General features: G+C 37.6%; 21 protein-coding genes. 2 read left to right on the forward strand and 19 right to left on the reverse strand.

All coding sequences use genetic code 11. The features are described from left to right. Positions 1 to 9: 9 nt before the first annotated feature. Positions 10 to 900, reverse strand: coding sequence for a hypothetical protein (locus M1J35_RS19490; RefSeq protein WP_254652022.1), 891 nt, complete (start codon positions 898 to 900; stop codon positions 10 to 12). A gap of 295 nt (positions 901 to 1,195) precedes the next feature. Here M1J35_RS19490 and M1J35_RS19495 point away from each other — a divergent pair, with 295 nt between their 5' ends. Next, positions 1,196 to 1,834, forward strand: coding sequence for a stage II sporulation protein M (locus M1J35_RS19495; protein WP_254652023.1), 639 nt, complete (start codon positions 1,196 to 1,198; stop codon positions 1,832 to 1,834). 102 nt (positions 1,835 to 1,936) lie between these two features. On the opposite strand, the gene M1J35_RS19500 is transcribed toward M1J35_RS19495, so the two are convergent. The 5 genes from M1J35_RS19500 to M1J35_RS19520 form a co-directional block, all read right to left on the reverse strand. Then, positions 1,937 to 2,566, reverse strand: coding sequence for a DUF3108 domain-containing protein (locus tag M1J35_RS19500; protein WP_254652024.1), 630 nt, complete (start codon positions 2,564 to 2,566; stop codon positions 1,937 to 1,939). Positions 2,567 to 2,605: 39 nt separating this feature from the next. Further along, complete coding sequence (locus tag M1J35_RS19505) at positions 2,606 to 3,043, reverse strand: VOC family protein (protein WP_254653808.1); 438 nt, start codon at positions 3,041 to 3,043, stop codon at positions 2,606 to 2,608. A 47-nt stretch (positions 3,044 to 3,090) separates the two neighbouring features. After that, positions 3,091 to 3,507 carry an NUDIX domain-containing protein gene (locus tag M1J35_RS19510; RefSeq protein WP_254652025.1) on the reverse strand — a complete coding sequence of 139 codons (417 nt, stop codon included), beginning with the start codon at positions 3,505 to 3,507 and terminating at the stop codon, positions 3,091 to 3,093. A gap of 187 nt (positions 3,508 to 3,694) precedes the next feature. Further along, positions 3,695 to 4,189 carry an AAA family ATPase gene (locus M1J35_RS19515; RefSeq protein WP_254652026.1) on the reverse strand — a complete coding sequence of 165 codons (495 nt, stop codon included), beginning with the start codon at positions 4,187 to 4,189 and terminating at the stop codon, positions 3,695 to 3,697. 62 nt (positions 4,190 to 4,251) lie between these two features. Beyond that, complete coding sequence (locus M1J35_RS19520; RefSeq protein WP_254652027.1) at positions 4,252 to 4,629, reverse strand: hypothetical protein; 378 nt, start codon at positions 4,627 to 4,629, stop codon at positions 4,252 to 4,254. Between the two features lie 215 nt (positions 4,630 to 4,844). Between M1J35_RS19520 and M1J35_RS19525 the strand changes: the two genes are divergently transcribed. Further along, positions 4,845 to 5,417, forward strand: coding sequence for a dienelactone hydrolase family protein (locus M1J35_RS19525; protein ID WP_254652028.1), 573 nt, complete (start codon positions 4,845 to 4,847; stop codon positions 5,415 to 5,417). A gap of 102 nt (positions 5,418 to 5,519) precedes the next feature. Here the strand turns inward: M1J35_RS19525 and M1J35_RS19530 are convergent, their stop codons facing one another. The 13 genes from M1J35_RS19530 to M1J35_RS19590 all read right to left on the reverse strand — a co-directional run bounded on the left by M1J35_RS19530 (position 5,520) and on the right by M1J35_RS19590 (position 14,818). Further along, positions 5,520 to 5,804, reverse strand: a complete 285-nt coding sequence (locus tag M1J35_RS19530) for a hypothetical protein (protein ID WP_254652029.1) — start codon at positions 5,802 to 5,804, stop codon at positions 5,520 to 5,522. A gap of 127 nt (positions 5,805 to 5,931) precedes the next feature. Continuing rightward, positions 5,932 to 6,399, reverse strand: a complete 468-nt coding sequence (locus tag M1J35_RS19535; RefSeq protein ID WP_254652030.1) for a GNAT family N-acetyltransferase — start codon at positions 6,397 to 6,399, stop codon at positions 5,932 to 5,934. A gap of 144 nt (positions 6,400 to 6,543) precedes the next feature. Then, complete coding sequence (locus M1J35_RS19540) at positions 6,544 to 7,338, reverse strand: aminoglycoside adenylyltransferase domain-containing protein (protein WP_254652031.1); 795 nt, start codon at positions 7,336 to 7,338, stop codon at positions 6,544 to 6,546. Positions 7,339 to 7,383: 45 nt separating this feature from the next. Beyond that, positions 7,384 to 8,121, reverse strand: coding sequence for a GNAT family N-acetyltransferase (locus M1J35_RS19545; RefSeq protein WP_371928765.1), 738 nt, complete (start codon positions 8,119 to 8,121; stop codon positions 7,384 to 7,386). A 258-nt stretch (positions 8,122 to 8,379) separates the two neighbouring features. Beyond that, the gene (locus M1J35_RS19550; RefSeq protein WP_254652033.1) at positions 8,380 to 9,147 is read right to left on the reverse strand and encodes a hypothetical protein; all 768 of its coding nucleotides are present in this window, start codon (positions 9,145 to 9,147) and stop codon (positions 8,380 to 8,382) included. Then, a complete protein-coding gene (locus tag M1J35_RS19555) occupies positions 9,137 to 9,670 on the reverse strand; it encodes a sigma-70 family RNA polymerase sigma factor (protein WP_254652034.1) in 534 nt (177 codons plus the stop codon). The genes M1J35_RS19550 and M1J35_RS19555 overlap by 11 nt, the downstream gene beginning before the upstream one ends. Positions 9,671 to 9,884: 214 nt before the next feature. Beyond that, positions 9,885 to 10,406: a P-loop nucleotide/nucleoside kinase family protein gene (locus M1J35_RS19560; protein WP_254652035.1), complete on the reverse strand. Its 522-nt coding sequence runs from the start codon at positions 10,404 to 10,406 to the stop codon at positions 9,885 to 9,887. Positions 10,407 to 10,570: 164 nt separating this feature from the next. Then, a complete protein-coding gene (locus M1J35_RS19565) occupies positions 10,571 to 11,560 on the reverse strand; it encodes a S66 family peptidase (protein WP_254652036.1) in 990 nt (329 codons plus the stop codon). 47 nt (positions 11,561 to 11,607) lie between these two features. Then, positions 11,608 to 12,132, reverse strand: coding sequence for a cysteine hydrolase family protein (locus M1J35_RS19570; RefSeq protein WP_254653809.1), 525 nt, complete (start codon positions 12,130 to 12,132; stop codon positions 11,608 to 11,610). A 136-nt stretch (positions 12,133 to 12,268) separates the two neighbouring features. Continuing rightward, positions 12,269 to 12,697, reverse strand: coding sequence for a hypothetical protein (locus M1J35_RS19575; protein WP_254652037.1), 429 nt, complete (start codon positions 12,695 to 12,697; stop codon positions 12,269 to 12,271). Between the two features lie 40 nt (positions 12,698 to 12,737). Continuing rightward, on the reverse strand, positions 12,738 to 13,496 hold the full coding sequence (locus M1J35_RS19580) for a serine hydrolase (protein WP_254652038.1): 759 nt from the start codon (positions 13,494 to 13,496) through the stop codon (positions 12,738 to 12,740). A 75-nt stretch (positions 13,497 to 13,571) separates the two neighbouring features. After that, the gene (locus tag M1J35_RS19585) at positions 13,572 to 13,769 is read right to left on the reverse strand and encodes a DUF3951 domain-containing protein (protein WP_254652039.1); all 198 of its coding nucleotides are present in this window, start codon (positions 13,767 to 13,769) and stop codon (positions 13,572 to 13,574) included. A 98-nt stretch (positions 13,770 to 13,867) separates the two neighbouring features. Then, positions 13,868 to 14,818, reverse strand: coding sequence for an alpha/beta hydrolase (locus M1J35_RS19590; protein WP_254652040.1), 951 nt, complete (start codon positions 14,816 to 14,818; stop codon positions 13,868 to 13,870). Between the last annotated feature and the right edge of the window lie 129 nt (positions 14,819 to 14,947).

Genomic DNA, 14,947 nt, shown 5'->3' on the forward strand with positions numbered 1-14,947 from the left:
CGCTCCTCCCTATGAATGTTTCCGGAAGCTCTTCATATGATAGTGACCCCAATCTTCTGTAAGATCATCAACATGCACAATACTCCAAGCATTAAAAAAGGTCTGTCCACGTTTGTTAAAAAAGAAGTGATCGTCTATGCAGTATGAGGCATGCTGAATGATTCCGTCTGCATTTTCCCAAGTAAGCACATCACCTGCCCTAATATCTTCAGGAGGGGACGAGTGATAAATCTCATTTTTTAAACTTTGAAGAAATGTTTGAGGATGGACCCATTCATGTATCATCCATTCTTGTCCGGTAATGGCGAAGAGTGTAGCCGATAAACAATTACTTCCTGCTGTGGATGGGAAGGTGTTCGCAAACTTAATTAAGTGCGAAGGGGTTTTGGTCGGAACATCATAGCAAGTCCACTCCTCCCATTGCTGGGCAATCTCTGTTATGAGTTCTTCTTTATAACCATAAGAGAGTTCTTCCCACATCGCTTTATGAAGGACTAGATACTTCTCTCCATTCACTTCAACAACATTGTTACCAATGGATAATGTGTCTACAGAGAAGTCAGAGATCGGATGAATCAATCCCCTGTTCACTTCCACTTGAATCTGAAAAAGCTCGGTTTTCTTCTCAGCTGGTAAATCATTCACCCAGCCTGGAGGTGTCACCAGTACATAGGCCACGTCCTTTGATAGATTCCAATACTCATAGCTGTTTGCAAGTTGAACTTGTTTATAAGTGGAATGGTTTTTGAACTCCTCGTGGGGAACCACTAGGACATTATTTAGATATTCTTTAAAACTGGCAAGGTTGTTCTCTGGGAGGAAAAAGAGGTCTTTATCTGTTACGTAAGCCTTTATCCATTCTTTTATAGCATCTGGTGTTGGTTGGAACTTTCTTTTCATTAACACTCACCCCTGTAGAAACTCTTGTTGTTCCAAAATACTTATTAGATTAGTTGGAGGACTTAGAATTCGATGTCTCAAGTACATTTTAACATAATTACCCAATTTCAGGTTAGGAGTTAACTAATTGAATGTCGTACTAAGCAATTAATTGGCTCTATTAGAAAATAATTTTTCTTCTATAGTAAAATGAACAATTTACTTTTTATGGTATTATTGAAAATGAAGATCATTTAACAAGTAAATTCACAATAAGAAAATTTGATAGTAGTCTAATTGGAGGAATGTTTCAGAAATGAGTGTGAGTATCATTAGAGAAAAATTTAATATAGAGTGGCAGGTATATAAAGATTATTACAGAAAAACAATATTTACTGTTCTGATTACAGGGATAATAACAGCCTTGCTTCTCTTTTTCACATCATTATATTTTGAAGGTTTCATTATTGAACAATCTAGAAATATTGCTGAACAGACGGTAGATGGAAACAACAGAGAAGCGTTGACGAATGTACATAAGTTCTTATCAATACTAGTAAATAATTTGTTCGTAGGGGGAATAATCATTATACTAGGATTTATTCCTGTTTATGGACTTCCATTTATTATTGGTTTACTTTCCTTTGCTGCCGTAGGAATACTCGCTGGTTACGGTCTCATTATGGAGCATAACGTCGTAAAAACGTTGATTATCGCATTTGTACCTCACGCAATTATTGAAATTATCCCCATTCTTTATAGCGTAGCAATAGGAATGTATGTGAATAAAAATATCGTTAAAAAGGTATTTCTCAGGAAGCGGAAAACTTACAAAATCAAAGAAATAATAACAAATGGTTTCAAGAGTTACATATTGATTATCCTTCCTTTATTTTTTCTTGCTGCATTGGTTGAAGCATTTATTACTTCCTACCTTATTAAAATTTATTTATAGCTATTTATTAAATCATCTTCTTGGAGGTAAGTGATGGAGAAATGATGAAGATAGACCCATCGCTCTTCCTTTCATTTGAAAATTAAACTTCTCTATAAAAGGTCATCCTCTACGAAATTCCAGGACAAGCCCATCTCCAATTTCAGAAGACTGTTTCAGCAGCTCCTTGCTGGCTGAATCAATCCAATAGTATTGTAGGGTTTCTCCAAAGTACGTTTTCACCTTCCAAGCATCAACAAAGTCATCTAACCCTCTTTTGACAAGCTCTGACTCGACTACTTGAATGTGAATATCAACTTCGGACTCAAGAGTTGCATTGAAACCATTCATTTGCAGGCACAAACCAGGCTTCAAAGGAAGCACACGTAATATAAGCTCCACAGAAAAAGTGTCAACGTAGCATCCATTTAGTTTGATGTTTTTTTCACTATCTTTAAGCGCGATATGTACGCCTTCATCACTATATTCAGCTTTCACATGTTGACTACCATTTACGTAATCAGTGAATGAAATGGGGCTAAATGTTGTCTTTTCAATTATAGTGGTGCCTTGTCTGTTGCCTAAAACATCTGAATTCAATGTTTGCACTCTCTCAATCGCTTCCCGGCCGTTGATACGAACAAACCTTATCTTCTCTGTCGTGGAACCAACCTTCGTTTCTTTTCCGTTTTCAATAAGATAAATGTCCTTTACATCTTCAGTCTCAACTAGTGCCTCTGCACTTATTTTCATCGATTGTGCTATACTCTTTTCCATATCTACATCCCTCTATTATTTGATTTCCTCCGCCAGCTCTAAAATAATCCCCTCCGGACCACGTACGTAGCACAGTCTATAACGTTCTTCATATTGCTGGATCTCACTAAAGGTTTCCGTACCCTTTCTTTTCAGATGGGCAACCATGGTTTCAAGATCCTCAACAGCAAAGCAAATATGCCGGATACCTAATGTGTTGGGGAAGGTTTGCTGAATACCTTTTTCATCTGACGGTGTAAGATACTTGACGAGCTCTAACCATGTCTGATCGTCCGGTAATCCCATTCCTACGCATGACGTTTTCACACCTTTCATGCCAACGACCTTGTCCAGCAGTTCTCCATCCATCTCCCATTCGCCTTTGACCTCAAGTCCTAAATCAATAAAGAACTCTTTAGCCTTTAAAAGGTCGTTTACGTTGATACTGATATGATCCATTCTAGTGATTTTCATCATAGACCTCCTATGTTACTTTGCAATCATTTAACATACAATTGATTTCATAGCATCTTGTCCGCCAGTTTGATATTTTCCTTTAGATATACAGGTAGTTCCGTATGGTTAAGAATCTCTAAGGTAGTCATCCAAAGTATATCATCCACTTCTTCAGTGCTTTTAGCGAAAGGTTCCCCAGTTTTGTGATGGCACAGAAAAACGATATCAATCACATTGATTCCTGAATCAGTAACAAAGGAAGAACTATTTACGTATTTAAGGTCTGTAACCTTGCTACCTACTTCTTCAAAGATCTCTCGTTTTAAAGTCCTTTCCAGAATATCAGATGAAACTCCTTCAATTTCACACTTTCCTCCTACGAGTGAAAGAGTGCCCCCAGCGTGTTCCTCCTTTTCACTTCTCAGGATTAATAGCCATTTACCCTCACGATGAATAGCACCTTCTACATTTACTACAAACATAAAGTCCACCCCTAAACCATATTCGATATTTCTTTTTAAAAATATATAGCTGACTCATCATATCCAATTCATTTATAAGACTTATCCGCTTTTTTTATAGTATCTCTATTTAACTATTAACATCATGATTTAAGTTCGTTCTTTGCTGAAATAGATAGTATGGATTGAGCAAAACTTTGTCACTCAGCTATCTTCCTTCAATTTGACGAACGATCTTATCAACTACACGCTCAATCGGTGCAGTTGCGTCAATGATCATCCCAGTTCTTGGAATGTCTTCTTTCGTCTCATGCAAACGAACTATGAGCGCCCGTTCAGATTTCTTCCCTCCAAATTCATCTTCCGGACGCTCGTCCAGTCGTCGGTTCAATGTTTCAATATCAATCTCCAGAACAAACACTTCATCAAATAGATCGATGAATTTCGAGAAGTTACGAGAACCACCGCAGAAAAATGTTACTGGCTCACTCTTGTTATCGACCAAAGCTTTTACTTTATCTACATCCCAAATATGGTTTTCATGGGAGGCAGTATCGGTCTTTTCACCCGTTTCAGGATCGCCCTGATAAGCCAATTCCCGGTCACCATGAAAGGCTTGATAGCCACGGCGCTGCAACTCATTACAGACGGTAGTTTTACCGGTGCAGGAAACCCCTTCTATTAGATAATTCTTAACTCCCATTGGTAAAGCCTCCTTTCACAAATATATTCTCCAGATTTGGTAGGCGCCTTCAATAGAATATCTTATGTAGTTGTTAACCCTAATAAATGATCTGAAAACAAAATAAACTCTTCCAGATAAATAGGTGAATTCGGTGATGCTAAAGGTGTCAGCTTCACATCCGTTAAGTAAATACAAGCAGTAGAATTTACGATTGTTTTGTCTGTAATGTCTATTTCTGGACTAAGCTCGTATTCTTGCAGAGCACGTCCCAGAATAGGCTCCTCTTCTACATTTTCTGCTAGTTGCATTTGGAAATCAGCCTCGATGGTTGCAGATTGAGTAAGAAAGATCATCTTCTTTTCTGGGTATTTATCTTTTAGTTCCTCGAATTTCATTTGTAATTCTACAATGGTCAGTTTTTTAAAGTCTACTGCCTCTACTAATTCTTGACCTTTCATATTGGAGCCTCCCTATTTTCAGTAAAAGATAAGCATTACTTTCTTAAAAGTTGTAACTCTCAATTCCAATTATTTCAAATACCACTTATAAAATGCAAGAAAATTTAAACAATCCCTTTCAAAACTAGACCTTGGGGTAGAAGTTAAGGTTCTGGCAGGTCAAACAGTTTTTTTGTCGAAATTTATACATAAGACGTATTTAAATGGGGGAGTAAATGATGGCAGAAGTTTTGTTGTATCACCATGTTTTAGGGAAAACGAAGGGGATTGAAGCATTCGCAGATCAACTGAGAGATGCAGGGCATACTGTACATGTACCGGATTTATTTGATGGCCGCACGTTTTCCTCACTGGAGGAGGGCTTAGGGTTTGTGAAGGAAATCGGATTTGGAGAAGTGACTGCGCGTGGCATTCGGGCAGCTGGCGACCTTTCTCAAGATGTCGTCTATGCTGGGTTTTCACTAGGTGTCCCGGCAGCACAGCAGCTCGCTCAAACACGCGAAGGCGCAAAAGGAGCACTGTTTTTCCATGCATGCCTCCCGACCTCCGAGTTTGAATCTCCATGGCCAGCTGACTTGCCGGTGCAAATACATGCCATGAATGAAGATCCTTTCTTCGTTGAAGACGGCGACATCGATGCAGCACGTGAACTTGTGAAATCTGCAAATCACGCTGAGCTTTTTCTGTATGAGGGCAAGGAACACCTCTTTACTGACAGCAGTATACCTACATATGATGCCGATGCGACGAAGTTAGTGATCAAGAGGGTTCTTGAGTTTCTCGCATAGTCATCAGGAAGCACGGGGGAAGCATGGGGACGGTTCCTGTGCTTCCTTTTGATTATAAGGAAGCAGCAAGCCATTCCAAGGTGGAATGTTCAACTAATCATTTCAAGATGATGACTTGATCAGCGATATTAACTTATTTCTTTTTCCCTCATCATTATTTATTTTTACAACAATATTTTCCTGAAGTAAGTATTCTCGTACTGCTTCATTATGAAATATCCGTTCATAATACATACCATTATCGCTAAGCTCCTTGAACCACCCCTCTTTTTTTAACTTCCGTATATTCTTTTGAAATCTTATATCGTCTAAGTCTAATCCCCCCATAAATAGTAAGCCTAAGATTACACTTCCAATAGTCCCTAAAATAATCTTAACTATTCTCATTTTAATCGCCTCTTAATCATTATTATTTAAAACTTTTATTCATCCACCTTCACTGTTAGCTGGAAGCATAAAAAGGAAGAAACAAAAAGTCATCTTCAGCCCTCTCCCCTGTTACATTAAGAAGTGTTTAATGACATGTATATTCCATCTTCAGAAACTCAAATGTGCTACCATTTGTTTCTTGCATAAAAGTCTCTACATCCTTAAATCCAACTTTTCTGTACAGTTTTATCGCCCTCTGATTAAAGGTTGCTACTGACAATGTGATTTTTTCAGATTTAAATTCTGATTGTACATAGTTCATACCTGCCCTTAAAAACTCGATCCCATTGCCTTTTCCAGTTAAATCGGGTCTCATCCCTAATCCAATATCAAAAATTCCTTCAGCTATTCTTCTGACACTGAAGAAGGCAACCAGTTCCTTATCTTTGGTAACAGCAAACGTTGTATCCCCTCGTTCTTCCGGATTTAAAAATTCATCTAAGTCTTCTGCATCCGCTTCCATATCGTAAAATGAATAATCACCATCGTAATGCCAATTAAATGCAATATTTTCTGCTTGTTCTTGTGTCATAACATTAAATTGATAAGTCATAAAGCCTCCTGTTAAATAAGAAAATTATTGTTCTATATGCTTTCAGAATCGGTATCTCAATTCCAACTTGTTGTATTCTTATATAACTAACGTCCCTGATTGTTGAATAAGGTGAGTAAAGTGACAATTAGCTAATCTTAAGGCTTATCTTAAAATGATCTGCACATTAGTAGCAACATAATCTCTAAACCTTAATAGTTCATCATTCTCAAATTGACAATCATCTATTTCACTTGAGTAACAACTAATTATCTTATTGACGGTGCTGCTTAATTCTTTCGGCAAGTTCGCTAACCCCCAACGTCCAGCTTCTTCCTTTGAAGAGATGACTCCCTCTTTTACATACCAGAACACTCTAATCATATTTAGCGTGCAATAAACGGGGTCTTCTTGAATGCGATCTAGACATTCTTGAAAATCTCCGACTATTGACGATAGATAATCTGAACGCGGAACTACGGGGAAGACTTCAGCAATAGGTTTGCCTGTCACACAAATCCCCCTTTTATGTAAAATAGTAATATGGGCTGCTAAATCCGGATCAGTGCTACTACTTCCAGTTAAAAATTTGTGTGTATTCCTTCCCAAATCATGTTCATACCGCTCTCTCCAGAACTCACTATAATGGAAATCAAATGGACAAGGGTGCTGCCAATCTTTTAATTGTTCCTTATTAATAAAACTGATTTCGACTGGATATGGGGAATTGGAGCAATTCAAAAAGAATTTAGCCAACTTCCTTTTCGTTTCAACTGTAATCGTTTTTTTCGTGACGACCAATAAATCTATATCGCTTTTGTCTGGATTAAATCCACCCATTGCCAAGGAACCGTGAATATACAAACCAGCAAGGTCATCGTTTAATATAGTAGTAAGTTCTTCTTGTATACTTATAATAATATTTTCAACTTCAGTTGAGAACGACTGCCTTAAGCTCATCTTATGTATTACCCCCCCGCTACTTTAAGGAATACCCACTATATTTTAATTCTTCCTTTTGAACACTTTATTTCGTTCTATCACCGTACAACCATTATTCTGGAATGTCTTAAGCATCGGGAGGTTGTTGTGACCAGTAGAGCCAATGTAGTAAGAAGCCTTAAAGTCTTTTTTTAAGATTTCTAGCGATTGTTGGTGGAGAAGCTTGCTTTTCCCTTTCCCTCTTTCACTTGGAAGGATTCCGAAATAAAAAATCCTTCCCTCTTCTAACGTTCCGGGTTCTATATGAGGCATCGTGACTCCGATTGGGGCTTCATTTTCATAAGCAATCATACAAGACTTCTTATAGTTGGGGCCCAGTTCCACTTCTACGCTTCGCATCTGTTCATCGATATTTAATGAAGATGGTGAATTAAGTGATCCTTCCATCGATGCTTCCCAGACCTTTTTAAACTCAGCTGTTGAAAGGTCGTGTAAATCCTTTAATTTGAAGCCGCCTTGCATGTTGGATGATTCATTAAGTGCTTTGTGAACAGTAACGTTTTCGTCATGTAACATAAAATCATTGTCTTTCAAAAGAGAGACTACCTCTTTGCTACATTGACTATCCACAAGGATATTTACATTTTTGCAAGTTTTAATAGATGACTTCCTCATTAAATATGGGATGAGTTGGATTAGTTCTTGGTTTGTCAGATTTTTTGTATTTTCAACCGTTACAAAGTTTTCTCCTTGAATCATTTTTATTCTTGCCATTAAATCTGAACTGAAAGCCTTTTTCATCACCTTCGTGTCACCCACTTCCCATTAACATGCACTTTCATCTTTATACCAATTATTTCAAAATGAAGAGGCATTCTCAAGAAAAAATTGAAACTAGAAAGAGGCTTACCCCTATACCGGATAAGCCTCTTCTATTAGTGGAACTAAATCAAGCCAGTACCCTTCTGTTTTATCAGTCGGTGCCATTCATATTTCCAATTCATTAAAATCTATTATTTTAGTTCCATTATGAGCATTAGGGGCAGGTATATTTTAAAATCAGTGAACCATCTGGTTCGCAAGGTCCGTTAATACGTCACGTGTATTATAATCCTTTTGAGGATCATAAAAGTAGATTTTAATATTTACCCCATTTTTATTTTCGAAAGAGATTTCCCCTCCATTACTGTCTAATTTCAAGTCACCTTTTCTCCCTTGTTTAAGTTCTACTTCCTCACGGGATACTTCAGACCCACTATCCCCTTCAATGAATTTCTGTTCAAAGTCAACGGCATCAATCATGATAGACTGTTGACCATTAGAAGCGTTAAATGTCGCTGAGATGTCTTTTCCGTCTGTATTGGATGGAAAATGCCAGTCCTTGATTCCCTCTACCACAAATTCCGCATCAAAAGGGAGTTTTTCAGGCAAGGTCAATGAGAATGGCAATGCCTTAAGAGCGTTCTCCACCGTGTCGGCATAATAGTCTTTAGGTTGCCTGCTTAGAAATTCTTCCCTTTGCTTCTCTGACATATTTTCAAGACCATGGACTTCACTTTCTTTCAATAGAGAAGTATCCAACCTTTCAGGCTGTCCCCCGCCTAAAAATGATAAGATCCCTGTCTGGCTTCCAATAATCCCTACGACTAAGAGAACTGCTAAACCTATAAAGCTCAAGCTTAATAATTCTGGAAACCACCTTCGCTTGGGCGGATGAATGTGATTGCTCTCTAGTTTGGTGAGTAATGCAGCTTCCTCCTCTTTAGAAAATGTCCTTCCTTCCCCTAAATGATGATGAATAGCATCATGAATTCGTTTATGATTCATCTAGATCGCCTCCAAGCTTTTGATTTAAGAGGTCACGTGCTCTGGCCAATCTGGTTCGGATGGTCGAGGAATTGACTCCAAGAATAGTTGAGATTTCTTCAATCTTCAGCTCTTGATAATAAAAGAAAATGATGACCTCTCTGTATTTCACCGGAAGAGCAAAAATGGCTTCACTTAATGCCGTTTTCTGTTGTTGTTGTATCAATAAATCTTCGGGACCCTCTTTATTGGTTTTAATGGAAAATGTATTCGTGAATAATAACTTCCTATAATGCCAACTTCGCAAATAATCCTTCGACTTATTAGCGGCAATGGAAAATATCCATGCTTTCACTGAAGCTTTCTTCTCCAAGGTGTCTATCTTTTGGTAGACTGTGATGAAAACTTCCTGTACTAAGTCCTCAGCCACACTCCAACTTTTCACATAGGAGTAAATTAGCCTCTTCATATCCTCCCCATATCGGGTAACCAGGGATCTAATCGATTGTTCTTCATGCCCACTCTGTTCTGCACTGTTTGTCATTTCACACCACCATGAACTGTATTTTTCACTTAACAGACGATTGCCGGATCATAAAAGTCCCATTATTCCCCAAACCCCACAAAAAGAATTAAACAAGGACCCTATGACGGGTCCTGATTTTGAAATTCCTGGAATATTCGTATGTTAAATTGCTTATCAAAAACCTCAGTCGGTTAACGGATCTTTAGTTATTTAATTGCAGTAAGAAAACTCCTCACTCCTTCACATACTCCAAAACATCCTCAACATAGCTTTCTAGAGGTCTACTTGTATCTACTAACAAGCATTTGATATGGGTTGGTTTTTTACTGTTATTGATTGTATATCTAAATGCTTCTTCTGAAGTGATTTCTTTTATTTGACTAGTCATCCTTTCTCGATTTTTCAATCGAAAATTAACTTCCTTTACATCATCAATATAACATTCAACATATTTGTACGTAGCATTATATTTAGCAGCTAAGTTCGTGCCCTTACGAACTAATTCATCATATAAGCAAGGACTATCAAAAATGACATTGTGACCTTGGGATAAATGAAACTCAATTAATGACCAATCAATATTGTAAGAAATTTTCCCAGCTAAGCTGTTATCGATTTCGGCTTCAATGGATTCTAATAAAGCTGATTTAACAATATCGTGATCAATGAGTACAGCTCCTGTGTGCTTGGCAATTTGTCTAGAAAGTGTAGACTTTCCTGAGCCTGGAAAACCGGACATCTGAATGAAAAACATATTTGAATCCCTCACTATAGTTGTAATCTAATTTGAAATCAACAATATATTTTAATGGAAATACCAAATTTTTTTAAAAATGAGCTTATCCCTATTCTGGATAAGCTCTCCTTTGATAACTTGAATTCAAGATAACCAATCGCAATTAGTGAATCAAGATAAACCTAGATCCACTCCTCAATACACTGGACTGACTTTGCCTTTGTATCTACTTTCACTTTCCTTCCTATAGCCAAAGGGTGCATGGGATGAGTATGGCACGTATCAAACTCAGCTAAAACAGGAATCTCTTTGTCGTCTAGTTGTTCCATAAGAATATCGATTGGCTTCTTACCCGTTCCTAAATCACCATATCCCTCATGTTTCCCCAAAATGATTCCTGACACCTTTTCAAAGATTCCGTGCATTTTTAACATTGCAAAATTCTTTTCCACTATCGACGCATCTTTCGCACAATCCTCTATCAGCAAGACATCCCCCTTTTTTATAGGAGGGAAAAAGTCCGTACCAATAAAACCATACATCGCATTAACATTTCCACCTATTAATCTGCCTTCCGCGACACCGGTGTTTCTTGTTATCCATTCATTTCGGAATAGAGTTTTTTCTTTTGTTTTGTCTAACCAATTTACAGGTTCATCAGACCAATATGTAGGCATGGGAACTTCATAAGGAAGACTGCTTTCTGTCATAAAGTAGTTAACAAAGTATTGGTACGTATCATTCACTAATGGTTCAAATTCACCAAAGGAAGGAATGAGTGCGGGACCATAATAAGTAGTGATATTTGTCTTATGATAAAGAGCAAGAAGGATAGCCGTTGCATCTGAGTAACCTACTACGATCTTCGGATTTCTTATGAACGCTTCGTAATCTATGTAAGGTAAAAGGCTATTAGAGTTGGTACCGCCTATCGTGGACATCACCATTTTTATTTCTGGATCTCGCAATAACTCATTTAATTCATTTGCGCGCTCTTTAGGGGTACCTGAGCGATATCCTTCAGTCTTCCCTGTCAAATTCCCTTCGACTATACATAAACCTTTACTCTCCAGGAAAGATTTTGCCCGTTCATATCGTTTTCTTGCTGTAACTGTTGCCGGTGATGATGGAGTGAAGATCCCCACTTTGTCACCTGGATTTAATTTATTCATGGAAGCCACCGTCCTTTATTGTTCAAACAACCTGTATAGTTGTATACTCAACTATCAAATGTAATTTCATTACTTGGGTATACATCTGCAAACCAACGTAACACTCCATTATGATGGTTTATAATTTGTTGGGCCGTGATATCTTGCGAATCCCAAGTGCTGTGTGCATCTGAAACTAAAGTGACCTTGTAATCCAAACTAAAGGCTCTTCTACACGTTGTATCCACACATGCTTCTGTTTGAATTCCCGCAATGATCAAATGTTCAATCCCTTGTTTTTTCAGTTCATCATCTAAAAAAGTATTATAAAATGAATCTGGAGTCGTTTTTTGAATAATTATATCTTGAGGGTTTGGAGTGATTTCAGGATGGATCTCCCATCCCCTTGTACCATGCTCTAATGGTTTTCCAGCAGGTGCATTATGTTGTATAAAGAAAATGGATGTCTCGGTAGAGCGTGCTTTTCCAATTAGATCTTTTACAGTTTGGAGTAATCTTTCTCCTATGTATACAACATTACCTTCCTGAAACATCCCATTTTGAACGTCTATAATCAATAGTGCATTCTTCATCATTTTCCTCCTTGAATAAGCGTACGTTGTTGATAATCCAATCAGCAAAAGTAACAAAATACATTAGGAATAATCCAAATGATTCTTAACTTTGTGTTTTCAAAATGTCCCCCAAAAGCAAGTACTAAGTTTCTACTTATTCACACTGATTACGTTCAAAATGCTTCCCTTCCTTTGGCAAACTTCCCCCTGGAGGTGTCCAAGCGGTTTGGCAAATAGTCTTTTCATCTACCACTGAGTATGTGTAAATCCAGCCTTTTTCGTTTTCAAACTCAACCCTTAAATGGTAAGGGTTGTATTGCCTCCTTGTTTGATGACCAATTTCCCACTCTTGATTGGGGTATTTTTTCTCAAGAAAATGGTCCAGTTGTTCTGTCTTATGTGATACTTGATAATCAATCCAAAAGGGTCTAATCACGAAGAATGAAAGGACTATTAGAGTTATTGAGGACGCGATAATGAAACTCCATTTTCTGCTCTTTTTAGGTAATAAAAATGTGATTGCAAAGAGGATCAGGATAAATACAGCACACATTGTTATTTCTAATAGCGTTATTGGATGCACGAACATTCCCCCATCATTCCCGATAACTAAATAAGGCTGCTTACTGTTTTACATATTCACCATAAAGCAACTCCATCGCTTCCATAATCTTATGGTCAGAATTCTGATGGTTTAGACGATTAGGTAAGTTAACCGCTCCTAATGCAAAGAGATAAGGGTTCTCATTGAAGTCACCCATTATACCGATATCAACAGCTACATTTTCAAGACCACCTGTCATATGGTTTAAATGGTGCACTGGTATTTGTCCTATATTCCCCTTTTGTCTAACCAATCCATTCATGATCGGTGTCCACAAGAGAGGCTGCGTTTTGTACCCTTGATAGATACGAATCATCAAATCTAGCATTTCGTTTAGCTGAGCTTTATTATCAACATCCCTTGGGTTTTCAGTAACATGTATGGAAGGATAATAAGACTGGAGCGACCTATTTACTTTTTCCCAACCACCACAAAATTCAACAATGCTTCTGGCAATATAACTATCATGGCAGGCAATCATTACTTCAACCGCTTCCCTCAACGGAAGGGTTTGTCTATTTTGTAGATGAGGATAAAGTTCTTTGCTATCTTCTTCTGAATTAAATGACACTTTTTCAACAATGTCATCCCATTCAACCACATCAACCTCTACCCTTTTCTCTACACAAAAAGCTATTGCCACTTTTGCTGCCGAAGCAAGGGGGATTGTGAGTTCGCGATTTAAAGATATACATTCTTTATTTTCTTTAGTGGAATAGATCGTTATCCCTACTTCTCCCACATCAATTTCTTTCAGTTTTTCTATTACGTTATTCACTTTTTCACCTGCCTGGTTTTCTTGCAAAGATATAAAATCTAGTCATAATCTTAATAGAAGAGTCAGCAAGAAAGATTATGGGGTTATATATTTACTTTTATCTTTATCATCAGCACTATCATTTCCTTCTTCTTGTTCATCTTCTATATTTTCTTCCTGAAAACCGCTTACTGACTGCCCTGTTATATGGTCAAACGGGGTATAGTAATTACTAGGATTTTTCTTTTTAATTAATACTCGATAAGCTACTAATAGAATTAATAATACAAACACCAATACAATGGTTGAGGTTAAATAGAACAAAATATTAATTTAGAACCCCTCCAAATATAAAGAATGCGTATTCAGTTAACCTGTCTACATTGATGAAGCTACTTTTGTAGTGATGGCACACAATCCACCCGTCTTACCATTTTATGTACACACTCAATAATCAAATCTGGTCGATCGAGAAACACAGAGTGTCCTGAATCACTCGCAAACACTAATTCACCCTGTAAAGACAATTTACTCTGATGGGTGATAAGCTCTTCCCACTTCTCTTCAAAAACCCTCAACTCCCATTCAGGTATGCCATTGTCCAATTCAGATTGAATCGAATATTCCTTATCCCGTCCTATTACGATTAATGGAACATCAGGAAAATCTCCTAGACTCCTAATAACTTCTGCATCTTTCGTCCATTCCTTTATCTCTGAAGCCATCGCTTTAAAGAGTAATGGGTTCACCTGAAAATCCAATAGTTTTTGCTGAATAGTCTTTGGAAATTGACAATGTTTTTCATTAATTGAAGGCTTAAGTATTTCCAATAGTTCTTGTTCACTTCTGGTTGAATACTCTAAGCTTTTTTCAATCCACATTTCATCTGTGTCTTGATTTAAAACAGGCAGATCAAGCTTTTCTAATTCTTTTAAGTCAACAGAGGTCGAATCTACTAATATCACTCCGGCCACCATTTCAGGATGAACTTTAGCGAAGTGTTGAACACATAAGCCGCCATACGAGTGTCCCATTAAATAAAATGGCTCGTCGATTTGAAGGTGATGGAGTATTTCAGCTAAATCACGAACGGTGGATGCTGTATTTTGAATACCACTCCCGATCTCACTTTGCCCCAGTCCCTGCCGGTGAAACGTTAGGACTCTATACGTTTTACTTAACGTTTGCGTTACCTTATACCACTCCTCAAATGAGCAGCCCATCCCTGTAAGGATAATAACCAGCGGACCTTTATTCCCTTTAAGAAGAACTTCCATTTTGTGGTCGTTGATTTTGATCAGTTGATTAATAGCTCTCAATCCTTTCGCAACTCCTAATGCCAATTATTTCAAATTTTGTGATTCTGAGCAATACTTCACTTTCATTGTAAGAAGTGTTTTCTTGTCAGTTTCATATCTTGATGGGGAAGGTTATTTCTCAAAATGAATTTACTGAAGGATAATACAACAACC

It is taken from the genome of Rossellomorea sp. KS-H15a, from assembly GCF_024195245.1.
Lineage (GTDB): Bacteria > Bacillota > Bacilli > Bacillales > Bacillaceae_B > Rossellomorea > Rossellomorea vietnamensis.